22 protein-coding genes are annotated in these 21411 nt (G+C 57.5%); 9 read left to right on the plus strand and 13 right to left on the minus strand.

The window, feature by feature from the left end; all coding sequences use genetic code 11:
• Positions 1-54: 54 nt before the first annotated feature.
• From ACGHU1_RS00730 to ACGHU1_RS00740, 3 genes are all read right to left on the minus strand, one after another.
• Positions 55-1275, minus strand: a complete 1221-nt coding sequence (locus ACGHU1_RS00730) for an MFS transporter (RefSeq protein WP_390582472.1) — start codon at positions 1273-1275, stop codon at positions 55-57.
• Entirely contained in the window at positions 1272-2186 is a 915-nt protein-coding gene (locus ACGHU1_RS00735) for a haloalkane dehalogenase (protein ID WP_390582474.1), read from the minus strand. Before ACGHU1_RS00735 ends, ACGHU1_RS00730 begins: the two co-directional genes overlap by 4 nt.
• A gap of 83 nt (positions 2187-2269) precedes the next feature.
• The gene (locus ACGHU1_RS00740) at positions 2270-3142 is read right to left on the minus strand and encodes a mechanosensitive ion channel family protein (protein ID WP_390582476.1); all 873 of its coding nucleotides are present in this window, start codon (positions 3140-3142) and stop codon (positions 2270-2272) included.
• Between the two features lie 151 nt (positions 3143-3293).
• On the opposite strand from ACGHU1_RS00740, the gene ACGHU1_RS00745 reads away from it, so the two are divergent.
• The 3 genes from ACGHU1_RS00745 (at position 3294) to ACGHU1_RS00755 (ending at position 6298) form a co-directional block, all read left to right on the plus strand.
• Positions 3294-3593 (plus strand): septum formation initiator family protein, encoded by a 300-nt coding sequence (locus ACGHU1_RS00745; protein WP_390582478.1) that lies wholly within the window; start codon positions 3294-3296, stop codon positions 3591-3593.
• A 212-nt stretch (positions 3594-3805) separates the two neighbouring features.
• The gene (gene pdhA / locus ACGHU1_RS00750) at positions 3806-4912 is read left to right on the plus strand and encodes a pyruvate dehydrogenase (acetyl-transferring) E1 component subunit alpha (RefSeq protein WP_390582480.1); all 1107 of its coding nucleotides are present in this window, start codon (positions 3806-3808) and stop codon (positions 4910-4912) included.
• Positions 4913-4915: 3 nt separating this feature from the next.
• On the plus strand, positions 4916-6298 hold the full coding sequence (locus tag ACGHU1_RS00755) for a pyruvate dehydrogenase complex E1 component subunit beta (protein ID WP_390582482.1): 1383 nt from the start codon (positions 4916-4918) through the stop codon (positions 6296-6298).
• Positions 6299-6376: 78 nt separating this feature from the next.
• Here ACGHU1_RS00755 and ACGHU1_RS00760 read toward each other — a convergent pair whose 3' ends face one another.
• The 3 genes from ACGHU1_RS00760 to ACGHU1_RS00770 are packed head-to-tail and all read right to left on the minus strand — an operon-like array spanning position 6377 to position 8558.
• Positions 6377-6829, minus strand: coding sequence for a TadE/TadG family type IV pilus assembly protein (locus tag ACGHU1_RS00760; RefSeq protein WP_390582484.1), 453 nt, complete (start codon positions 6827-6829; stop codon positions 6377-6379).
• Positions 6826-7281: a TadE/TadG family type IV pilus assembly protein gene (locus tag ACGHU1_RS00765; RefSeq protein WP_390582486.1), complete on the minus strand. Its 456-nt coding sequence runs from the start codon at positions 7279-7281 to the stop codon at positions 6826-6828. Before ACGHU1_RS00765 ends, ACGHU1_RS00760 begins: the two co-directional genes overlap by 4 nt.
• Positions 7278-8558 carry a pilus assembly protein TadG-related protein gene (locus ACGHU1_RS00770; protein ID WP_390582488.1) on the minus strand — a complete coding sequence of 427 codons (1281 nt, stop codon included), beginning with the start codon at positions 8556-8558 and terminating at the stop codon, positions 7278-7280. Before ACGHU1_RS00770 ends, ACGHU1_RS00765 begins: the two co-directional genes overlap by 4 nt.
• Before the next feature lie 187 nt (positions 8559-8745).
• On the opposite strand from ACGHU1_RS00770, the gene ACGHU1_RS00775 reads away from it, so the two are divergent.
• Positions 8746-9402 carry a hypothetical protein gene (locus ACGHU1_RS00775; RefSeq protein WP_390582489.1) on the plus strand — a complete coding sequence of 219 codons (657 nt, stop codon included), beginning with the start codon at positions 8746-8748 and terminating at the stop codon, positions 9400-9402.
• Positions 9403-9444: 42 nt separating this feature from the next.
• On the plus strand, positions 9445-9909 hold the full coding sequence (locus ACGHU1_RS00780) for a hypothetical protein (RefSeq protein ID WP_390582491.1): 465 nt from the start codon (positions 9445-9447) through the stop codon (positions 9907-9909).
• 3 nt (positions 9910-9912) lie between these two features.
• On the opposite strand, the gene trmFO is transcribed toward ACGHU1_RS00780, so the two are convergent.
• Entirely contained in the window at positions 9913-11310 is a 1398-nt protein-coding gene (trmFO, locus tag ACGHU1_RS00785) for a methylenetetrahydrofolate--tRNA-(uracil(54)-C(5))-methyltransferase (FADH(2)-oxidizing) TrmFO (RefSeq protein WP_390582493.1), read from the minus strand.
• A gap of 64 nt (positions 11311-11374) precedes the next feature.
• Here trmFO and ACGHU1_RS00790 point away from each other — a divergent pair, with 64 nt between their 5' ends.
• The gene (locus ACGHU1_RS00790) at positions 11375-12025 is read left to right on the plus strand and encodes a lysoplasmalogenase family protein (protein ID WP_390582495.1); all 651 of its coding nucleotides are present in this window, start codon (positions 11375-11377) and stop codon (positions 12023-12025) included.
• Between the two features lie 18 nt (positions 12026-12043).
• Here the strand turns inward: ACGHU1_RS00790 and gyrA are convergent, their stop codons facing one another.
• Positions 12044-14845 (minus strand): DNA gyrase subunit A, encoded by a 2802-nt coding sequence (gene gyrA, locus ACGHU1_RS00795; RefSeq protein WP_390582497.1) that lies wholly within the window; start codon positions 14843-14845, stop codon positions 12044-12046.
• Between the two features lie 341 nt (positions 14846-15186).
• On the opposite strand from gyrA, the gene ACGHU1_RS00800 reads away from it, so the two are divergent.
• Positions 15187-16539, plus strand: a complete 1353-nt coding sequence (locus ACGHU1_RS00800; protein WP_390582499.1) for a tol-pal system YbgF family protein — start codon at positions 15187-15189, stop codon at positions 16537-16539.
• A gap of 82 nt (positions 16540-16621) precedes the next feature.
• On the opposite strand, the gene ACGHU1_RS00805 is transcribed toward ACGHU1_RS00800, so the two are convergent.
• The 4 genes from ACGHU1_RS00805 to ACGHU1_RS00820 are packed head-to-tail and all read right to left on the minus strand — an operon-like array spanning position 16622 to position 19366.
• On the minus strand, positions 16622-17341 hold the full coding sequence (locus ACGHU1_RS00805) for an NYN domain-containing protein (RefSeq protein WP_390582501.1): 720 nt from the start codon (positions 17339-17341) through the stop codon (positions 16622-16624).
• Between the two features lie 50 nt (positions 17342-17391).
• Positions 17392-18033, minus strand: coding sequence for a carbonic anhydrase (locus ACGHU1_RS00810; protein WP_390582503.1), 642 nt, complete (start codon positions 18031-18033; stop codon positions 17392-17394).
• A gap of 38 nt (positions 18034-18071) precedes the next feature.
• Complete coding sequence (locus tag ACGHU1_RS00815) at positions 18072-18380, minus strand: P-II family nitrogen regulator (protein ID WP_390582505.1); 309 nt, start codon at positions 18378-18380, stop codon at positions 18072-18074.
• Complete coding sequence (locus ACGHU1_RS00820) at positions 18377-19366, minus strand: sodium-dependent bicarbonate transport family permease (RefSeq protein ID WP_390582507.1); 990 nt, start codon at positions 19364-19366, stop codon at positions 18377-18379. The genes ACGHU1_RS00815 and ACGHU1_RS00820 overlap by 4 nt, the downstream gene beginning before the upstream one ends.
• Positions 19367-19497: 131 nt before the next feature.
• Between ACGHU1_RS00820 and lipA the strand changes: the two genes are divergently transcribed.
• Both lipA and ACGHU1_RS00830 read left to right on the plus strand, forming a co-directional pair.
• Complete coding sequence (gene lipA, locus ACGHU1_RS00825; protein WP_390582508.1) at positions 19498-20469, plus strand: lipoyl synthase; 972 nt, start codon at positions 19498-19500, stop codon at positions 20467-20469.
• Entirely contained in the window at positions 20469-20930 is a 462-nt protein-coding gene (locus ACGHU1_RS00830; RefSeq protein ID WP_390582510.1) for a type II toxin-antitoxin system RatA family toxin, read from the plus strand. The genes lipA and ACGHU1_RS00830 overlap by 1 nt, the downstream gene beginning before the upstream one ends.
• On the opposite strand, the gene ACGHU1_RS00835 is transcribed toward ACGHU1_RS00830, so the two are convergent.
• The gene (locus ACGHU1_RS00835; RefSeq protein ID WP_390582512.1) at positions 20891-21406 is read right to left on the minus strand and encodes a CinA family protein; all 516 of its coding nucleotides are present in this window, start codon (positions 21404-21406) and stop codon (positions 20891-20893) included. The genes ACGHU1_RS00830 and ACGHU1_RS00835 overlap by 40 nt on opposite strands.
• Positions 21407-21411 lie beyond the last annotated feature (5 nt).

The raw sequence follows: 21411 nt of genomic DNA on the forward strand, positions 1-21411 counted from the left end.
TAGTTTCGCGCTATCGGTTCGCTACTTTAGCGCGTTTTGTGCGCTATCGCTTCGCTACTTTAGCGCGGGGTCCGCCCATAGCGATTTGGCAATCACCGACAGCCCGACCACCAATCCCGAAATCGCCAGCAGCAATACACACGTGCCGCCCCATCCAGCCCAATCATATACCGCTGTGCCCAGAATGCTGCCGGCTGCTCCGCCCAGAAACATGATGACGATATAACTGGTGGTGAGCCGGGTTCTTATTTCGGGCTCCAAAGAAAGGAATGTCATGCGGCCGGTCACGTCGATGCTGGGACCGACAAGATTGACGATGACCAGAGGGATCAGGATGGTCCAGACGTCGAACCCGAACGGATAGAATAACGAGATGCCGATCAACTGGATCACGGCGGCGATCACGCGTGCACGGCGCGGCCCAACTTTATCAGCCCAGCTGCCGAGGCGCGGCGTGGACAAGATGCTCAGCGCCGATATTCCCGCCAAATATCCGACCGTGTCGACGCCATAACCCAGCTCATCACTGGTCAGATGCAGCGCCAGCGCCAGCCATGTTGCGATAAATGCTGCAAAATTGAGCGCCTGTATCGCAGCGGAAACCATCGTGTCGCGGTGCTGGGCGGCCAGCGTAAATACCGATGCAATAAGTGCGAGATACCCTGACCTAGGGGTCTTTGCAGGCGCTGTACCCGCCCGCATGGTGATCGGCAGAAACACGGTCACCCCGGCGATCAGGACGAACGCACACCAATATACCGAACGCCATCCGAATGTCTCGGCAATCACACCCGCACCCACCCGCGCGACCAGAATGCCGAAAATGACCCCTGCCGTCAGCAATGCTGTCACCTGTCCCAACCGCTGCGGCGCGACCCGTTTCGATGCGAAGGCTGGAATGAGGTAAGGCGCGATGGTCACGAAGCCGAGTAAGGTCGAGGCTATGGTAAATGCAGCGAAACTTTCCGCTAAAGCCATGATGAGCATGAAGATCGCCTGCGCGCTTACAAAAATGATGCACAGGCTCTTGTTCGAATAGCGATCACCGAGCGGCAGCAACAACAAGATCCCAATCGCAAGCGCAAGCTGGTTGAGCGCAGGGACAATCCCGATGCGCGCCTCGCTCACGCCGAAATCTTGGGCGACTTCTCCGATGATCGGGTGGATGTAATACGCATTCGCCGTCACCACGGCTACCGTCACTGCAAGCGCATATTCCTGCGTGCGGGAAAGATAGGTTGGCGCTGTGGGGGCGGGGGAGACACCTGCGGTCAAGCGAGAAAACCAGCTTTTCGTGCGGTGTCGATCATCCCTTGCGCAAGTTCGGCCGGGCGATCTTCCTGAGAGAAATGCCCGCACGTCTCCAGCATTGCATGGGGCATATCCTTCGCCCCGACGATCCGGTCGATCAAATGCTGCGACAAACCGCCGGTAACGGGATCGTCCTCTCCAAACAGGGTCAGGAAAGGCTTTTCAAAAGCGGCTAGACCCTGCCATGCGGCCTTGTTCTGCGCGATGCCGTCCATCCCGTCTTCAACCGGGACCAGGGCGGGGAAGGCCCGCGCTCCAGCCTTGCTCGCCTCATCGGGAAAGGGCGCGTCATACGCGGCAATTTCCGCATCCGTCCGCGGCGTCGCAGTGGCACGTTGTAGAAGGTCGCCAATTTTGAAATCAGGGGAGCTTTTCGCGAATTCGCGCCATGCGAGAAATGCGGGCGAGGGGGTGCCGCCGACCGGCAGAAAAGTGTTGCTCGCTGTCACGCAGGTGAAACGTTCGGGCTCTTCGCCGACCATGCGAAGCCCCAGCAATCCGCCCCAATCCTGACAGAACAGCGCCGCCGGTTGCGGGACGACCGCGTCGCGCCATTGTTTCAGCCAGCTTATGTGACGGTCATAGGTGTAAAACGCGATATCATCCGGCTTGTCGCTTTTGCCAAATCCGATCAGGTCGGGCGCAAGGCAGCGAAAGCCCGCATCTACGAGGTGCGGAATCATCTTGCGGTAGAGGAAGCTCCAGCTTGGCTCACCGTGGAACAGCAGGACAGGCGGTGCGTCCTTTGGTCCGGCGTCGACATAATGCATCCGGCCTTCAAGACCATCGCCAAAATCGATTTCGGTCCAGTTTTCCGCATAATCATAGTCCGGCAGATCGGCGAAGCGGGCAGCATCGTAGGTAAGAATTTTCATGATTCTCGTCTCCCTGAGCGCAAGATGAGTAGCACGGAAAAACCTATCGGCCACCGCCCGTCATGCAAAAAGATGCATGGGGATCAGCCGCCAGTGCTAGGTTCGCCCGGATCCTGGCCCATCGGCACACGCTCTTTAAAGGTGTGCGTGATGTATGGGAACGGGATTTCGATGCCTGCATCGTCCAGCCCGCGTTTGATGGCGCGCACAACCTTATCCTTGCTTTCCCAGCCATTGCGCGGGGTCGAGCCTGCCCACCACCGCACTAGGAAATCGACGGAGGAGGAATTGAATTCCTGTGCGAACACATCGAGGCCTTTTTCGGTATCGACCTCGTCGACGGCGGACACAGCTTTGCGGATAACCTCGGCGGCTTCGTCAAGGTCGGTGTCATAAGATACGCCAATCACCACATCGTGACGGCGCTGTTCCTTGTCGGTGAATATTTCGACCGGATTTTTGAACAGGATGGAATTGGGCACGACGGTCAGTTCGCCTGAAAGCGCGCGGATATGCGTTTCCCGCAAGGTGATGTGCTCAACCTTCCCAATGATCTCTTCGCATTCGATGACATCGCCAATGCGCATCTTTTCGCGCACCATGATCAGGACGCCTGCGAGAAAGTTCTCGAAGATATCCTGAAATGCAAAACCTATCGCGACCGCGCCAATGCCCAGTCCGGCAACCAAGCTGCCCACCGTCAGGCCGGGAAACACGACGATCATCGCGATCAGCAATCCAATGATCCACACGCCCAGTTTTACCAGCGTTTCAATCAGGTTGCGCAGCGAAGGCCGCAGGTCGGTCTTGCCGATGAAGGCATCGGCAATCTTTGCCGCAAAACGGGCGACAATCGCGGTCACGATAATGATGATGATCGCGATTGCGATGCTTGGCAGCGCGCGCACGAATTCCGTGCCCATGTCGTTCAACTGGTCGAGCAATGTGTTCAGCATAACTATCCGCTGGTCCTCCTGATTTAAACGACTAACGGGGACGGGGCGCGGACGTTCCGGCCCGCATTCACTCGAAAACGCCTTAAATCGGCAATTTCAACTTGATGCGGAGCGTTAACTATGATTCTGTGCAGATAAGGGGATAGTTTAGATGCGCAGACCACCAAGGGAACAGTTGCGGCAGGGCCTTGCGCTCTTTGCGCTGCTGATCCTGACCGGATTTGCCATCGCTGGCCCGACCGGCCTGCTTGCTTGGAGCGAAAACGCACAGGCGCTCGAGGTGAGCAAGGCGCGAATTGCACATCTCACTGAAAAGCGCGATGCGCTGCGCAACCGGGTCGACCTGCTCAATCCAGAAGCCGCTGATCCTGATCTCGCCAGCGAATTGGTCCGGCGCAATCTCGGCGTGCTGCATGCCGACGAAGTTATGATCACCATCGAAGACGAATAGATTGCTGAATAGCCGGTGCACTTTTTGCATTGCCTGCGCATACGAATGCGCATTGCCGCCAGCCTCGTGAACTCCTGAAATTGCTGTAAGGCTTGGCCTGTGGGCGCGCTTTACGTTGCGTCTACGCTGCACTCCTGCCTATAGGGGCCGTGGGAAATCCGGTGCGCACTCCTCCCCATTTGCGCGCCCGTAGATCAAGAGGAAACAAGACTTTGGCGAAACAGCCTGCTTCCGAAAAATCACCTGCAAAGGCGAAAGCGCCAAAGAGCGCGGCAAGAGATATTTCTGCCGATAGCGACGATTTTATCCTTCATTCGCTGCAAGAAGAATTCGAGAACAATAAGCGGTTCGATGCCGATGCCGACCAGATGCTCGAATTCTATCGCCAGATGCTGCTCATCCGCCGGTTCGAGGAAAAGGCCGGCCAGCTATACGGCCTCGGCCTGATCGGGGGGTTCTGCCACCTTTATATCGGCCAAGAGGCGGTTGCTATTGGTTTGCAAAGCGCGCTGGACGGGGACAAGGACAGCGTTATCACCGGGTACCGCGATCATGGCCACATGCTCGCTTACGGTATCGATCCGAAAGTCATCATGGCAGAGCTGACAGGGCGCGAAGCTGGCATTTCCAAGGGGAAGGGCGGCTCAATGCACATGTTCAGCACCGAGCATAAGTTTTATGGCGGCCACGGCATTGTCGGCGCGCAGGTTGCGCTGGGCGGCGGGCTCGCTCTGGCGCATCAATACAATGAAGACGGCGGTTTTTGCCTCGCCTATTTCGGCGACGGCGCAGCGAACCAGGGGCAGGTTTACGAAACCTTCAACATGGCGGCGCTTTGGAACCTCCCCATCGTGTTCGTGGTCGAGGACAACCAGTACGCCATGGGCACATCGACCAAGCGCAGTTCGGCTGAAACCCGTTTTTACCGGCGCGGCACATCGTTCCGCATTCCCGGCATGGATGTAAACGGCATGGACGTGCTCGAAGTGCGCGCCGCAGCCGAGGTTGCTTTCAAACATGTGCGGGACGGCAAAGGCCCGGTTCTGATGGAGCTGAATACCTACCGGTATCGCGGTCACTCCATGTCCGATCCCGCCAAGTACCGCACCCGCGACGAAGTGCAGGACCAGCGCGACAATCACGACCCCATCGAACGTTTGAAGAAAACATTGATTGATGCAGGCAAGACTGAGGAAGAGTTGAAGGCCATCGACAAGGAAATTCGTAAAGTTGTCGCTGAAGCAGCGGATTTTGCAGAAAATTCTGCTGAGCCGGAAGCGGGCGAGCTCTACACCGATGTTCTGGTGGAGGAGTATTGATCCATGGCTATTGAACTCAAAATGCCGGCGCTCTCCCCCACGATGGAGCAAGGGACGCTTGCCAAGTGGCTTAAATCCGAAGGCGACGCGATCGAGCCGGGTGATATCATCGCAGAGATTGAAACAGACAAAGCAACGATGGAATTCGAAGCCATCGACGAGGGCGTATTGTCGAAAATCCTGATTGCAGAAGGGACCGAAGACGTGGCTGTCGGCACGGTAATCGCCCAGCTTGAAGGAGAGGGCGATGAAAGCCCTGCTCCGGCGCCAGCACCTGCTCCCGCTGATCCAGTGCCAGGCGAAGGCAAGGACGAAGGCCGCGATGAACCGGGCGGCGTATCCGCTCCGGACAAACCCGCTAGTCAGCCGAAATCCGATCCAGCCATCCCTGATGGCACCAGCTTCACCAGCACCACCGTTCGCGAGGCATTGCGCGATGGTATGGCTGAAGAGATGCGCAGCGATCCGCGCGTGTTCGTTATGGGCGAGGAAGTTGCCGAGTATCAGGGCGCTTACAAGGTCACGCAGGGACTGCTGGACGAATTTGGTCCGAAGCGTGTGATTGATACACCGATCACCGAATACGGATTCGCCGGAGTGGGCACGGGCGCGGCAATGGGCGGTCTGCGCCCGATTGTTGAATTCATGACCTTCAATTTCGCGATGCAGGCGATTGACCACATCATCAATTCCGCCGCCAAGACGAACTACATGAGCGGCGGCCAGATGCGCTGCCCTATCGTCTTTCGCGGGCCAAACGGCGCCGCCAGCCGCGTGGGCGCACAGCATAGCCAGAATTACGGCCCGTGGTACGCCAGCGTCCCCGGTCTTATCGTAATCGCGCCATATGACAGCGCCGATGCGAAAGGCCTGCTAAAGGCGGCGATCCGTTCCGAAGATCCGGTCGTCTTCCTCGAAAATGAGCTGGTCTACGGCAAAAGCTTCGACGTTCCCGATTTGGATGATCATGTGCTCCCGATTGGCAAGGCGCGGACCATGCGCGAAGGATCTGACGTGACCATCGTCAGCTATTCCATCGGCGTCGGTTTTGCCTTGGAGGCGGCGGAAACGCTCGCTGGTGAAGGTATCGACGCCGAGGTGATTGACCTGCGCACATTGCGTCCGCTCGATAAAGACGCGATCTTGTCCAGTCTGTCGAAGACCAACCGTCTTGTAATTGCCGAGGAGGGCTGGCCGACCTGTTCCATCGCCAGCGAGATCATCTCGATCTGCATGGAGGAAGGCTTCGATGATCTCGATGCCCCGGTGCTGCGCGTCTGTAACGAAGACGTGCCGCTGCCCTATGCGGCGAACCTTGAGAAACTGGCGCTGATCGATGCGCCGCGTATTGTCGAAGCGGTCAAAAAGGTTTGCTACGTAGACTGACCGCCAGAGCTTTAGATATGAAGAGGGCCGCGCTGGCAGTACCGGCGCGGCCCTATTTTATTGCTCGTCGGATCTGACCTAATTGACGACCCAGACCGGCCGTTCATACGTGATCTTGCTTCCCGGTACTTCGATCGGCAAAAAATCGTTGAGCGTATATTGCAGCGTGATATCGATTTCGACTGCACCGGTGACCCGGCTTGTGCCCGAACGGTCGACTGTGATCACGAGGCGATCGGTATCCAGCATGTAGGGCGCGTTCACCGCTTCACCCAGAAGAACGGAACGGATTTGATCGTCCGTCAGGGGATTTTCCTTCTGATATTCCACAGTGACATAGCGCGCGCCGTCCGAGGCAAGCGATTGCACTGCGTTATAATTCTGCAGGTAAATTCCGGTCTGAAAGACGCCAAAGAGCATCGTGAAGAAAATCGGCGCAAGTAAGGCGAATTCGATCACGGCAGCGCCGCTATCGTCGCGTTGCAAATGCCGGTTTGACCGGCTTGCAAGTGTTTTGAGTTTGGCAATCATGAAATCTGCACCGTGCGGTTCACTGCGAAGTTAATGGTCGAGCCAACACCGAACGAGGTCCAGACGGGGGTGTATCTGTCCTTCACCCGAACCGTGAGGTACTCGGAAATCGTCGCAGTGGTGGGGCAGTTGCCCTTATTCTTGGTTTTACCGTTGCTTTGGTTGCAGCGGAATTCCCGTTCGACAGTTACCTGCTCAGAGGTGAGATCAACGCTGCTACGGATGATCTCCTTGATCTCTGATATCTCAACGGTGGCACCGCGATTGGTTGCAAGGATGATGATCTCCGCTTCGTTGGCGGCGGACTGCAATTCATGCTGCCGCGCGACAATCGTGCCGACTTCGAATGTGCCAAGCGTCATGATCATCAGCACCGGAGCGACGATAGCCGTTTCGATCGCTATTGAGCCGCTGATATCGGCGAGGAATTTTTTGATGCGCGATTTCATCATGCCACCAACCTGACATCAGCCACTGTATTACCAGCTTCGGTGGTATCATCTGTCGGACAAAGCGTTTCAAGAAACGCACCGCCGCGTACGTCGATCGTGTAAGCGGAAATTTGCAGACACTGCGCCGCGACGTTGGCCGTACCGTTTACCCTCATGTCGCCATCGGGCAGATAGATCAGACCTTCGATCAACGAATCCGAATTACCATTGAATATATGGCTCTGGGACGAATCATTGTCCCGATGTTCAAAAACCAGAATGTCGGAATAATCGTCCGCCTGTCCGGCATAAGGGCCACCGGCAAAGTCAGCGGCATCCATCGGCGTCAGGTTCAGCTTGTTCCCGTTGCCTGATCCGCCAAGCTTGATGTTGGCGCCGTTTTTAAGGACAAACATCACACCATTGCCGGTCACATCGTAATTACCGGTAAGGTCCAGAGTGCCTCCGTCGATTACATAAATCCCGCTGGCGAGAACGGTTTTGCATTTGACGACTAGGCCCTCATACGTGCCAGGAAGCAGAGAGGCCTGTTTGTTTTGGCCTTTACCCGAGCACTTGTTATCGCGCGGAGTATCGTTCTCCGGCGGATCTAGTTGAGCATAAGCATCAAACAGCCCGCGCACACCTTCCGTGGCCACATCTTCATTGTTGACCGCGTCAATGGTGCCGCACGCTGCAATCGAGTCTGTGTTCACGGTTGCATTGGAATCGATGACGATGGCATCTTCGCTGCATGAAAGGGCGGCGAGACCGCACTGCGCATTCACCGTCGAATTGCCGCCAATTGCCGTCCCCGTTCCGTCATCGCGCAACGAAATAAGGCAGGCGCTGAAAACGCCGCCCGCCTGAAAGCTTGCCTGCGCCGTGGCACGAATGGTTGCGGCGCCTCCATTCATAAGAAAGCTGCTGAAGGGAAGGGATTTCGTTGCTGTAGAGGTAACCAGTACGCTGTTTTGCGAACCTCCAGCATAATCCTGAACCTGAATCACCGGGACGGTGTCAAAGCCTTCGACCTGCGAAACGTTGGCATCATATTCCTGCTTTGCCCGTTCCTGGTAAAAGGCCTCTGCATCGGGGTTTGACTTCGCAAAAGCACCTGCATAAGCCGCCTGATCGACAGCATACTGCAGTTCGCGTTTCCACATATACCATTGCGCCGTATCGACTGCGAAACCGGCACCGCCGATCAACACAGGAAGGCCGGTGGCCACAATGATCAAGGCGTTGCCGCTGCGATTCGTGCGCAGTTTCGTTAGGAATTTGCTCAACTTACCCATGCGGTCCCTCATGTCCTTCTCTGCAAATCAAATTGCATCGGATGGAAATACCGCAGGCGTGGTATCGAATTCGTTTAATGCCATAGTTAGCAGAAACTTAATCGCGTGCCCGCGCCGTTTTTCCCGGAGCAGATCGCGTTTGGCGAGTTGACAGTGCGGGTTTTTTCATTGCCAAGAAAGCCGCACGATGACAGCTGCTCCAGACACACTCCCCCCTGAAATAGAGCTGGCTCTGGCGTACACGCCTGCCGACCTGCGCCCATTGCTTCAAACATTGTTTGCGCTGGATCAACGATTGTCGCGGATTGTGGCTGCGACCACTGAACCAATGTTAGGACAAATGCGGCTCGCATGGTGGCGCGATATGCTCGCTGCATCGGCGGATGACCGGCCATCCGGCGATGTCGTGCTTGATCTGATTGGCAAGCACTGGGACGGACGCGAAAGCGCGCTTTCGGACATGGTCGATGGATGGGAAATCTTGATTGTTGCCGAAAAACTTGACCGGCAGCAGCTCACAGAATTTGCCCGGCTGAGAAGCGCGCCATTTGCTGCGATCCTGCGGGCGCAGCAGAAGGAACCTCGCAGCCGAGCGGAACATGCCGCCATGCTCTGGGCGCTCGCCGATACGGCCAGCCGCATATCGGACGATGAGGAGCGCAGCGCAGTGCTGAAATGCGCCGCTTCGCTGGAGCGCCGGCCCGGAAAGCTGCCAAAAACACTGCGGGGCATCGCCGTACTGGAGGCATTGGCGAAACGCGCACTATCAGCTGGGGGACGTCCGCTGATGGAAGGGCGCGGCGCATCAATCGCCGCTTTAAGAGCGGGTATGCTTGGCCGCTAATTACGTGTAATCCCGCAACAATTCGCATATGGGAGGGAAACTTTGCGGCAGACTGTACTCGGTGTTTTTCTTGGATTGATCTTTGCGGGGGTCGGCGTGTTCTGGTGGCAGGGCCGTGCGCAGGTTGAAACGAACGCGCCGCCTCCGCCCGAAGCTGAAGAGCCCGCACCGCAACCGGAAGAACTGCCGATCACCGACCCTGGCGATATGGAGGGGCCGACCCCGCCCGAGGCCAGCGAGCTGACGCGCGAAGAAAAGCGGTTTTTCCGTTATGACCGCAACCGGGACCGCAAGATAACCCGCAATGAAATGCTTTCCAGCCGCTCGGACGGGTTTCGCAACCTCGATATCGACGGCAACAATCTGCTGACGTTCGAAGAATGGGCGGTGACGACCGCGACCCGGTTTGACGAGATGGACGCGGATGGCAATGCGGAACTTTCGCAGAGTGAATTTGCCACCAGCGCGCCCAAGAGACGGCCCAAACGCCCGTCCTGCCGCTGTTAGCGATCAGGCAGGAACCGCTTCGCTGGTTTCCGCGATCCATCGCTCAAGATCGGCTTTGGCACGCGAAGTGTAAGCCTCCTTGCGCTGTTTCTTCTTCACTTCGTGCAGCGGCGGGAAAAGGCCGAAATTGACGTTCATCGGCTGAAACGTCGCTGCCTCTGCATCACCGGTGATATGGCTAAGCAATGCGCCCAAAGCGGTTGATCGGGGCAGAGGGCTCCAGCTGCGGGCAGCCAGTTCGTTCGCCGTCATCATACCCGCAACCAGCCCGATTGCTGCGCTTTCGACATAGCCTTCACAGCCGGTAACTTGCCCCGCAAACCGAATATGCGGCGCTGCTTTCAACCGCAATTGCCGGTCGAGCACCTGCGGCGAATTGAGGAATGTGTTGCGGTGCAAGCCGCCTAGGCGGGCAAATTCGGCATTCTCAAGCCCCGGAATGGTGCGGAACAGGTCGGCCTGCGCGCCATATTTCAGCTTCGTCTGAAAACCGACCATATTCCACAGTGTGCCTAGCTTGTTATCCTGCCTTAGCTGCACAACCGCATAGGGCCAGCGTCCCTGCGGGTGCTCTTCATTGGTGTCGTAAGGATTGTCGAGGCCGACACCTTTCATCGGCCCATATCGCAGCGTTTCAACGCCGCGCGCAGCCATCACCTCAATCGGCATACACCCGTCGAAATAGGGCGTATCCTTCTCCCATTCCTTGAATTCGGTTTTGTCACCATCGACGAGGCCTTGATGGAATGCGAGATACTGCTCTTTCGTCATCGGGCAGTTGATGTAATCGCCGTCTTCGTTGGAAGCCTCTGTACGCTTGTTCCAGCGCGACTGGATCCAGCATTTGGACATGTCGATGCTGTCGCGGTGGACGATCGGCGCGATAGCATCGAAGAAGGCTAACCGCTCCTCGCCCGTCGCACCGACGATGCTCTGCGCGAGCGATTGCGCAGTAAGCGGCCCAGTGGCAACGATGGTGAGGCCTGCCTCGGGGAGGGTGTCCACCCGTTCCCGAACGACACTTATATTGGGATGCCCGGCGAGCGTCCGCTCGACTTCGGCGCTGAAGACATCGCGGTCTACGGCCATCGCGCTGCCTGCGGGAACGCGGGCGACTTCACCGGCGCGCATGACGATGCTGTCCAGTTCGCGCATCTCATGGTGGAGCAGGCCGACGGCATTCTGCGTGTCATCATCACTGCGAAAACTGTTGGAGCAAACCAGCTCAGCAAGACCATCGGTTTGATGGGCAGGCGTCATGTTGCCGCCGTCCGTGCCGCTTCCGCGCATTTCGGAAAGGCGGACCTTTACACCGCGCTTGGCAAGCTGCCATGCGGCTTCCGACCCGGCGAGCCCGCCGCCAATAATATGGACATCGTGGGATTTTGCGTTGTTGCTCATGGAGCGCGAAGTAATTGCGTGTTAGCGCCAAGGCAAGCGGCAGGCGCTGTAAGAAGGATGTTGTATGTCGAAACGCGCTCTGATCGAACACCGCCCCTGGCTGCTCGCCAGCGTCATCGCTGCGTGCGCGTATTACTTTCTAAATGACAACCCCATCGGAGAGCTGTGGCTGTTTCTGATCAAGGGTTCGGCAGTCGGGCTGCTGGCAGTTTACGGATATCAGCGCACCTCCGGACCGGATGGCGGTATCCTTGTGTTCGCGCTCGCTTTATCGGCCGCAGGCGATACGGTGCTGGGATTGTCGTTCGCGGGCGGCGGGGCGCTGTTCTTACTCTCGCATATTGCCGCCGTGGTGCTTTACCTTCGCAATCGCCGGGCATCGCCATCAGCCAGCCAAAGCCTGCTTGGCCTCGCGCTTTTGGTGGGTGTCCCAGCCGTTTCCTATCTCGTCAGCCGAGACCCGCTGATCGCAATCTATTCGATCGGCCTTGGTGCGATGGCGGCCGCCGCCTGGACCAGCCGTTTCCCGCGTTACCGCGTCGGGCTGGGGGCAGTGCTGTTTGTCGTCAGCGACTGGCTGATCTTCAGTGAAAGCGGCGCGATTGATCTGGGTGATCTGCCGGACCTATTGATCTGGCCGCTTTACTATGCTGGTCAATTAATGATTGCGACCGGCGTCGTGCAGACCCTGCGGGGCGAACACCCCGCAAGGTAAGCACGGGCTGCTGCGCCCTTACTCGGGCGGAGCCTTGCCAATGTCGTCGTCGGTTTTCGGCGTTGTTTCCGGCGCGGTTTCGTCACCGCCACCGCGCCGTTCCACCATTTCTTCCACCACGGCTTCTTCAGCTTCGTTCTCTGGCTCTTCGGTCTCGTCAATTTTCACGGCGCTAACGATGGTTTCGTTCTTGCCGACGTTGAAGAGCCGCACTCCTGCGGAATTCCGCCCGATCACTCGTAGGGCTTCCAACCCGATGCGGATCAGTTTCGCCTGATCGGTGACAAGCATCAACTGCTCGCCTGTCGAGACCGGGAAGCTGGCAACAACCGGCCCATTGCGAGCGATATTGTCGATATTGATCAGGCCCTGACCGCCGCGTCCGATGCGGCGATATTCATAGGCGCTGGACACTTTGCCATACCCATTGGAGCACACAGTGAGGATGAACTGCTCTTTTTCCTTGAGCGTTTCATACCGTTCTTCGGAAAGGTCCGGTTCGCCTTCCTTTTCACCCTTCCACGGCGCAAATTTGATGTATTGCTCACGCTCTTCGGGCGTGGTGCCCGTCGCACCGAGGGTGGAGAGCGAGACAACCTCGTCCCCGTCCGCCAGTTTCATGCCGCGAACACCGGTCGAGGTGCGCGAAGTAAACTCGCGCACATCCTCAGCGGCAAACCGGATCGCCTTGCCCTGACGCGAGGCGAGAAGGACATCGTCACCGGCCGCGACCAGACGGACGCCGATCAACTCGTCTTCGCTTTCTGCATCGAACTTCATCGCGAACTTCCCGTTTGACGGAATATTCGTAAACGCATCCATGTTGTTGCGGCGCACGCTGCCCTTTGCGGTGGCGAACACCACTGATAGCGCGCCCCATTCCGTTTCGTCTTCCGGCAATGGCAGCACGGTGCGGATCGTCTCGCCATCGTCTAGAGAGGGAAGCATATTTACAATCGGCCTGCCGCGCGTGGCCGGTCCGCCTTCGGGCAGTTTCCAGACCTTCAGACGGTAAACCTTGCCTGCGGTTGAGAAGAACAGCACGGGATTGTGCGTCGAGGTGACGAACATTTCCGCAATCGCATCTTCGTCCTTCGTCGACATTCCAGCGCGGCCTTTGCCCCCGCGCGCCTGGGCGCGGAAGGTCGAAAGCGGCGTTCGCTTGATATAGCCGTCGAGTGTCACGGTCACGACCATGTCGTCGCGCTCGATCAGGTCTTCATCGTCAAGTCCGTCCCATGCAGGCGCGATTTCCGACATGCGCGGTGTGGCATAGGTCGCTTTGATCTCTTCCAGCTCTTCGCGCATCACGCGGTAGAGCTTTACCCGGTCGCCCAAAATGGAAAGCAGCTCTTCAATCTGGATCGCGAGTTCTTTCAGCTCGTCGCCAATCTCGTCGCGGCCCAATGCCGTCAGGCGGTGCAGGCGCAGCTCAAGAATGGCGCGAACCTGTCTTTCGGACAGCGAATAGGTGCCGCCCGCCTCTTCGGCGTTTGGTTCAATTGCCTCGACCAGCCGGATATACTGCGCGATATCGCCAATCGGCCATTCTTTTGCGAGCAGTTTCGCGCGCGCTTCGGCAGGGTTGGACGCGCCGCGGATCATGGCGACAACCTCGTCCAGATTTGACACTGCCACCACCAGGCCGAGCAACAGATGCGCGCGTTCGCGTGCCTTGTTCAGCTCGAACTTGGTCCGGCGCGTGATGACTTCTTCGCGGAAACTGATGAACGACTGGATGATATCGCGCAGCGACAGCGTCTCAGGCCGCCCGCCACGGATGGCCAGCATGTTCGCCGGGAAAGAGGATTGCGCAGGCGTATAACGCCACATCTGGTTGAGCACGACTTCGGGTGACGCATCACGTTTCAGATCGACGACGACGCGCACACCCTCGCGTGAGCTTTCGTCGCGGATATCGGCGATACCTTCGATCCGTTTCTCTTTCGCGGCATCGGCGATCTTTTCGACCAAGCCTGATTTGCCAACCTGAAAAGGGATCGAGGTGAGAACGATAGACTGCCGATCACCGCGACGCTCTTCAATTTTGTGGCGGCAGCGCATCAGGATTGACCCGCGCCCAGTCGTATAGGCTGCCTTGGCACCCGCAGAACCGAGGATCAGCGGAGCCGTCGGGAAATCGGGGCCTGGGATGATCTCGAACAATTGCTCGGTCGTGATCGTTGGATCTTCAATGAATGCGAGGCAACCGTCGATCACTTCACCCAGATTATGCGGCGGGACATTCGTTGCCATGCCAACCGCGATGCCGCCTGCGCCGTTGACCAGCAGGTTAGGGAAGCGCGCCGGAAGAACCTGCGGCTCCTGTGTGCTGCCATCATAGTTATCGGCAAAATCGACCGTGTCCTTGTCCAGATCATCGAGCAGCGTGTTCGCAACCCGGGCAAGACGCGCCTCGGTATACCGCATGGAAGCGGGCGGGTCGGGGTCCATCGACCCGAAATTCCCCTGACCATCGATCAGCGGGACACGCAGCGACCAGTCCTGCGTCATCCGGGCAAGCGCATCGTAAATCGCGCTGTCGCCGTGCGGGTGATAGTTGCCCATCACATCGCCGACGATCTTCGCGCTTTTGCGGTAAGGACGTCCGGCGACAAAGCCGCCTTCCTGACTGGCGTAAAGGATGCGGCGATGCACCGGTTTCAGACCGTCGCGAACATCGGGAAGTGCGCGGCTGACGATTACGCTCATCGCGTAATCGAGATAGCTCGTCTTCATCTCATCAACGATGTCGATGCGCTCGTAATCTCCTGCGGGAGATGGTGCGGGGTTTTCGATGGTGTCGTTATCGTCGCTCAAGGTGCGGGCCGTTTCTGATTGTTATCTAGATTATCATCTAATGTAGGGTTTCGGCGGAGGAATCCCTAATTGGACGGAAGAACAAGAGGGGTACAAAGGCGTTTTTTCCACACCTGACGCGATGGTTTCGTATGATCTGGCGAAAACCCGCAATTACCGCCCGTTGAATTCGTATTCAGCGGCAGGTCTGCCCACCATTCAAAGGCCGTTCAGGCCGGTTCACCTAAGTTGAATTGCAAATCTGGGCGCACACGTTCAAAGGCGCATGACAGATTAAATTCGACCGCGAACCGCAATTCAAGGCAGGCGCGGCGTATAACACCCGCAGGAGATACTCTCAAATGACACTTTTCAATATGCGCAAGCGTAGCTCTGGCCTTGCCCTCGCGATTGCTTTGGCAACCGGTTCGGCAGTGGTCGCTACCGCCGTTTACCCGGCAGAAGCACACGCACAGCGCAAGAAAAAGAAAGACAAAGAAGGCGATGGCGGCGGCTATTCCAAAGAATTCGTGGCTGTGTATCAGCCCGTAAACGAAGGGTTGCAGGCCGAAGGCGCCGATGTCGCCGCGTTCAAACCGCAGCTTGAGGGTCTTATCCCGCTCGCCACCACCGCTGATGAAAAGATTGCTGCTGGCGGCCTGATCTTTAATTCCGGCATCAAATTGAGCGACCGCCCGCTCCAGCTTTCCGGCATGGAAATGATGCTGGCGAGCGGCAAGGTTCCCGTTGATCAGATTGGCCGGTATAACTTTATTGCATACCAGCTTTCCAACGCGGAGCAGGATTTCGCAAAGGCTCGCACCTATCTGCAGGGCGCTATCGACAACAATTTCAACACGCCCGATATTTCATCATCCGATCTTCAGATTGCGATGGCGGAAAGCTTTTTCTCTGCCGAGCAGAACCTTGAAGGACTTGCTTACCTTGAACAGGCGATTGCATCGCGCAAAGCCGCCGGTCAGCCGGTCGAGGAACAGTGGTATCGCCGCGGCCTGACTGTCGCGTACAACAATGAGATTACCCCGCAGGTCTATGACTTTGCCGCACAGTGGATTGCTGAATTTCCGTCGCCGACCAACTGGCGCGATGCGATCAATCTGACGCGTAATCTCAACAGCTATGAAGGCCAGCAAATGCTTGACCTTCTGCGTCTGCTGCGGACCACCGACGCGCTTCAGGACAAGCAGGATTATCTGTATTACGTCGAAGTGGCCGATGCGCGCCTGCTTCCAAAAGAAGTGAAAGACGTGATCGAGCAGGCTTATGCCAATCAGGCTGTTAGCCGCGATGATATTTTTGCCGCTGACGCGCTGAGCACGGCGAACAACCGTATTGCATCGGACCGCGCCGACTTGCCTTCGCTTGAACGCGATGCCGATGCGGCGTCTGCCCAGTTGCGCACTGTCAGCGCAGCAGCAAACGCGTTCTACAGTTACGGCGAATACGCAAAGGCGGCGCGTTTCTACGAAAAGGCGCTGGCTATGCCCGGTGTGAACACTGACGAAACGCTGACCCGTCTGGGCATGTCGCAGATTGCGCTTGGCAATTACGACGCGGCGCGCACCAGCCTTGAAAAAGTGGGCGGCGTCCGTGCACCGCTTGCCAAGCTCTGGATCGCTTACGCCAATGAAAAGAGCGGTCCCGCGACTGCCGCAGCGCCAGACATGAATGTGCAGGCTGACGCGACTAGCTAAACCTGCATCACCACCGATGTAAGAAGGGGCGCCGGGATTTGATCCGGGCGCCCCTTTTTCGTGCTTCCATCACTTTCAGAATTCAGCGCAGACGTTTTACGAATACCTGATTTCCGTCACGCCGCTCCAGCTTGAAATTCTCAAGCGAGGCAAACAGTTCGGACAAGCTATTGTATCCGTAATTGCGCACATCGAAGCTGGACCGGTTGCCAGCGATCTGGCCGACCTGCTGCAATTTAGCAAACCCTTCATCGTCGCGTTTTGCCTCGCGATAGGCAGCGAGAACCAGTTCGTTAAGGTCGTCGAGTTCCGCCTGTGAGCTGCGTTTGGCCTTGGACTTGCCATTATCGTCCGATGCGCTGGCGATCAGTTCATCAATATGCAGGAAACGGGTGCAGACCGCCTGAAACGCGGGCGGCGTCTTCTTTTCCCCAAAACCGTATACCAATATTCCGTCCTGTCGCAGGCGCGTGACGAGCGGCGTAAAATCGCTATCCGATGTCATGATGCCGAACCCGTCGACCTTGCCCTGATACAGCAGGTCAATCGCATCGATGGTCATCGCCATATCGGTCGCATTCTTGCCCTTCGACACGTCGAATTGCTGCTGCGGACGGATGCCGAATTTGTTCGTGATCTTGTCCCAGCGCGCGAGGTTTTCCTTGGCAAAGTTGCCGTAGGCGCGCCGGATATTGACCTGCCCAAGCTCTGCCATGACGGTCAGAACAGGGTCTATAGCCTGCGGAGAGGTGTTATCCGCGTCGATAAGCAGGGCGATATTTTTGAGTTCGGTAATAGACATTGCGTTCCTATGCAGATGAGGGGAGGGGGCGGCAAGTCATGGGGCGATAATCACTCGATTACTTCAAATTCGCCCTTACCTTCATCCAGCGAATACAGCCGCCCCTCGGATATGGCGAAATGCGTTCCGCGCAGCTTTAGCTCGCCGCTGGCTTCCTTTGCCGCGATCCACGGGAAAGTGCGCAGATTGGCAAGGCTTTGGCGGATGGCGGCAAATTCCATCGCTAACTCCGCCTCTGGCCCGTCTTTGCCGTACTTCGCCACAACCGGCGCGCGCGCCTCATCCAGCAGAGAAACCCACTTCGCCAGAAAGCCACCTTCGCCGGGAGCCGCATCGACCAGCGACCGGTCGAGCGCAGCCTTGCACCCTCCGCAGCGGCCATGGCCCATGACCAGGATTTGCCGCACTTCCAAAACCTGAACGGCAAATTCCACTGCCGAGGATACCCCCTGCTGCGCAGTCGATGTTTCAAATGGCGGGACAAGAGCGGCGACATTGCGCAGGACAAAGATATCGCCCGGATCAACGTCGAATATCTGCGCTGGATCGACGCGGCTATCGCTGCAACCGATCACCATCAGCTTGGGACGCTGGCCCTCTTCAATGGTCTGTTCAAACCGGGCACGCTGGCGCGGATAGACATCGCGGCGAAACCGGCGATACCCTTTTAACAGTTCGGCAAATTCAGGCACGCGTGTTCCCCCGTATACTCAAGGGGTTGGCGACGCGGTCAGAACCGCTCTCCCCTGATGACCTCGACATCCCACATGCTGAGGATGAAGCCGTATTTTGTAAGCATGGGAGCAAGATCCTCGGCAAGGGCCATCGCGCGTTCGTCCGCAGCTATTGTCAGGACGAACACCTTGTCAGTGCCCATGACCCGCTCTTCACGCCACGGGCCTTCGCGGCCTTTTCCGCTGGTGACAGGAACGATAGTCCAGCCGGTAATTCCGGCACGGTCGATCGCATCGGTGACGCGTCTTTTCAGCTGCACATCGGTGAGGATCTCAATCCGTTTGCGAATGACAGTTTCGATCATGGTCCGGTCCCTCCGCCGCCGGTCAGATAGACCGCGAATGTCGTGATAATGCCGATATTGATCAGGACATTAAAGGGGAATGTGATGCTTAGTGACATCGTGAGGTAAATGCCCGGATCGGCCTCTGGCAAGGCCAGCCGCATGGCTGCAGGAACAGCGATATAGCTGGCGCTGGCACACAGCACGCCAAGCGCGGCAGAAGATCCCGCATCCAGCCCGACAAATACACCCAGCGCTGTGCCAACGGCGCCGTTAAACAGCGGCAGAAAAATTGCGATTGCTGTTAGACGCCATGTGATGGAACGCGCATCCATGACGCGGCGCGCGGCGATCAATCCCATGTCGAGCAGGAAGATACACAATACGCCCTTAAAGCCTGCCTCGAAAAATGGACTGACCGGGGCGAACCCTTGCTCTCCTGCCAGCATACCGATTGCAAAGGCACCCAGCAGCAACACGATGGAGGAATTGGTAAATACCTCATGGAACATCTCGCCAGTAGACTGTCCGCCGTCATCCTTGCTGCCCAATCCGCGGGCCAGCAGCAGGCCGGAAAGGATCGCCGGAGCCTCCATCGCGGCCATCACCGCTACCATGTAGCCGCCCGGTTCCCGCGATTGTCCGGTCAGAATTTCAACAGCTGTCACGAATGTCACGACGCTGATCGACCCATAATGCGCCGCGACCGCGCCGGAATTGATCCGGTCGAGTTTGCCGAAAGTCTTGAGGACGCCATAGGCAAAGAATGGCAGTAAGAAACCGGCCACGATCCCCGCACCCAATGCGGATATAACGTCTGGACCGATGCCCGATTTCGACACCGCCACTCCGCCTTTGAGCCCGATCGCTGCCATCAGGTAAAGCGACATCGCCTTCGCGATGGCTTCCGGTATGGCCAGATCAGACCGGACAAAGGCTGCAAGCAGCCCCAGAACGAAGAAAAGAACCACAGGAGAGGTGAAGGTCTGGATTGCGGTTTCGAACATTGCAGGCCCCCTTAACGTCCATTGTGTTGCATGAATAGCAAAACCGATTGCGCCGATTTACGGCCCCATAGCCAGTTTTGTGAGGTCCACACAGGTTGCGGCAGGCGGCGTTGCAGCCTAAATGACAGCGTATGAACGATCTCGCCAATACGCCGCAGGCAAAGCCTGAGGGTGATCGCCCGCCGCGCCAGCGCAAGCCTGACTGGATTCGCGTCCGTGCGCCTGTGAGCGAGGGGTATCATGAAACCCGCCGCTTGATGCGCGACCTCAACCTCAACACGGTATGTGAAGAGGCTGCCTGCCCAAATATCGGCGAGTGCTGGACTCAGAAACACGCAACCGTGATGATCTTGGGCGATGTCTGCACGCGCGCCTGCGCATTCTGTAATGTTAAGACCGGTATGCCGCGCGCCGTTGATCCGATGGAGCCGGAAAACACCGCGATTGCGGCTGCGAAGATGGGGCTTAAACACATCGTCATCACCAGCGTCGACCGGGACGACCTGCCCGATGGCGGGGCAGGGCAATTCGTCAAGGTAATCGAGGCTCTGCGCCGCAACACGCCTGACACCACTATCGAGATCCTTACCCCCGATTTTCGCGGCAAGATGCGCCCTGCGGTAGAGGCGATCTGCGAAGCCGGGCCGGATGTTTACAACCACAACCTCGAAACGGTCCCGCGTCTTTATCCGATGATCCGCCCCGGTGCGCGCTACTACGCGTCGCTACGCCTGCTCGAAGAGGTGAAAGCGCACAACCCGCTCATATTCACAAAGTCGGGCATCATGCTGGGCCTTGGCGAGCAACGCCTCGAAGTGCATCAGGTTATGGACGACATGCGCAGCGCAGAGGTCGATTTTATCACGATGGGCCAATATCTTCAGCCAACGCCGAAACACGCTGCGGTCGAAGAATTTGTCACGCCCAAGGCTTTCGGCGCATATGGTTCCATCGCGCGGGCCAAGGGGTTTTTGCAAGTTGCATCCAGCCCGCTTACCCGGTCCAGCTATCACGCTGGGGATGATTTCGCGGTCATGAAAGCGGCGCGTGAAGAGAAGCTGGGCAAGTCAGCGGCGCGCAAAAAAGACCGTCTGGTCGGCTAATGGTTGGAATTCGCGAAACCCGCCGACTGCCCTACAGCGCAGAGCAGATGTTCGACCTCGTCGCGGATGTAAAACGTTACAACCAGTTTCTGCCGTGGGTTATCGCGACCCGCGTGCGCTCCGACAGCGAAACCGAAATGGTTGCGGACATGGTCGTCGGGTTCAAGGCTATCCGAGAGAATTTCACGTCCCGCGTGGCGAAGGATCGGCCGAAACAGATTGCCGTGCATTATGTCGATGGGCCGCTGTCCGATCTCGACAATGTCTGGACCTTTCGCGCAATCGACGAAAAGACCTGCGAGATTGATTTTTGCGTTGATTTCGAATTCAAGAACCGCGTTTTTCAGGCGCTTGCCGGGCAATATTTTGACCGGGCATTCCGCAAGATGGTCGCCGCGTTTGAACAGCGCGCGCACGACCTTTACGGCAACAACAATTCCAGCGCGCAAATCGTTGCTTGACGCCGGATAGAAGCGCGTTCGCTAAGGCCGTCTTCGCCGCTGTCGAAGTGCCTTAGTTCACCCTCTGGCTCCCCGTCCTGATTGCGAAACGCGCGGGCGAATACCACCGTGCCAACCGGTTTCAGCTGAGTTCCGCCGCCCGGACCGGCGACACCGCTGATCGCGACTGCAACATCGGCGTTGGAATATTTAAGAGCGCCCGCCGCCATCGCCCAAACACAGGCGATGGACACAGCGCCAAACGTCTCGATAATGTCGCTGCTGACACCGAGCGATTCCATTTTTGCCTCATTGGAATAGGTCACAAATCCGCGGTCAAGCACTGAAGAAGAACCGGGAATCTCGGTAATAGCCGCAGCCACCAGCCCGCCCGTACAGCTTTCAGCCAATACAACCGAGCGTCCGGCCGCCTTATTCTCGGCCACGACACGCGCGGCGAGATCATCAATATCGGCAGGTAGCAATTGCTTGGTCATATAGA

This window comes from Erythrobacter sp. MTPC3, from assembly GCF_042854385.1.
Classification (GTDB): domain Bacteria; phylum Pseudomonadota; class Alphaproteobacteria; order Sphingomonadales; family Sphingomonadaceae; genus Erythrobacter.

Excerpts from the sequence above, each read along its gene's own strand:
- ACGHU1_RS00755 (WP_390582482.1), top strand. The coding sequence starts at position 4,916 with ATGGCTATTGAACTCAAAATGCCGGCGCTCTCCCCCACGATGGAGCAA.
- ACGHU1_RS00735 (WP_390582474.1), bottom strand. The coding sequence starts at position 2,186 with ATGAAAATTCTTACCTACGATGCTGCCCGCTTCGCCGATCTGCCGGAC.
- ACGHU1_RS00790 (WP_390582495.1), top strand. The coding sequence starts at position 11,375 with ATGTCGAAACGCGCTCTGATCGAACACCGCCCCTGGCTGCTCGCCAGC.
- trmFO (WP_390582493.1), bottom strand. The coding sequence starts at position 11,310 with ATGAGCAACAACGCAAAATCCCACGATGTCCATATTATTGGCGGCGGG.
- ACGHU1_RS00775 (WP_390582489.1), top strand. The coding sequence starts at position 8,746 with ATGACAGCTGCTCCAGACACACTCCCCCCTGAAATAGAGCTGGCTCTG.
- ACGHU1_RS00830 (WP_390582510.1), top strand. The coding sequence starts at position 20,469 with ATGGTTGGAATTCGCGAAACCCGCCGACTGCCCTACAGCGCAGAGCAG.
- ACGHU1_RS00815 (WP_390582505.1), bottom strand. The coding sequence starts at position 18,380 with ATGATCGAAACTGTCATTCGCAAACGGATTGAGATCCTCACCGATGTG.
- ACGHU1_RS00760 (WP_390582484.1), bottom strand. The coding sequence starts at position 6,829 with ATGATTGCCAAACTCAAAACACTTGCAAGCCGGTCAAACCGGCATTTG.
- ACGHU1_RS00740 (WP_390582476.1), bottom strand. The coding sequence starts at position 3,142 with ATGCTGAACACATTGCTCGACCAGTTGAACGACATGGGCACGGAATTC.
- lipA (WP_390582508.1), top strand. The coding sequence starts at position 19,498 with ATGAACGATCTCGCCAATACGCCGCAGGCAAAGCCTGAGGGTGATCGC.
- ACGHU1_RS00820 (WP_390582507.1), bottom strand. The coding sequence starts at position 19,366 with ATGTTCGAAACCGCAATCCAGACCTTCACCTCTCCTGTGGTTCTTTTC.
- ACGHU1_RS00770 (WP_390582488.1), bottom strand. The coding sequence starts at position 8,558 with ATGGGTAAGTTGAGCAAATTCCTAACGAAACTGCGCACGAATCGCAGC.
- ACGHU1_RS00800 (WP_390582499.1), top strand. The coding sequence starts at position 15,187 with ATGACACTTTTCAATATGCGCAAGCGTAGCTCTGGCCTTGCCCTCGCG.
- ACGHU1_RS00835 (WP_390582512.1), bottom strand. The coding sequence starts at position 21,406 with ATGACCAAGCAATTGCTACCTGCCGATATTGATGATCTCGCCGCGCGT.
- ACGHU1_RS00745 (WP_390582478.1), top strand. The coding sequence starts at position 3,294 with ATGCGCAGACCACCAAGGGAACAGTTGCGGCAGGGCCTTGCGCTCTTT.
- ACGHU1_RS00805 (WP_390582501.1), bottom strand. The coding sequence starts at position 17,341 with ATGTCTATTACCGAACTCAAAAATATCGCCCTGCTTATCGACGCGGAT.
- ACGHU1_RS00765 (WP_390582486.1), bottom strand. The coding sequence starts at position 7,281 with ATGATGAAATCGCGCATCAAAAAATTCCTCGCCGATATCAGCGGCTCA.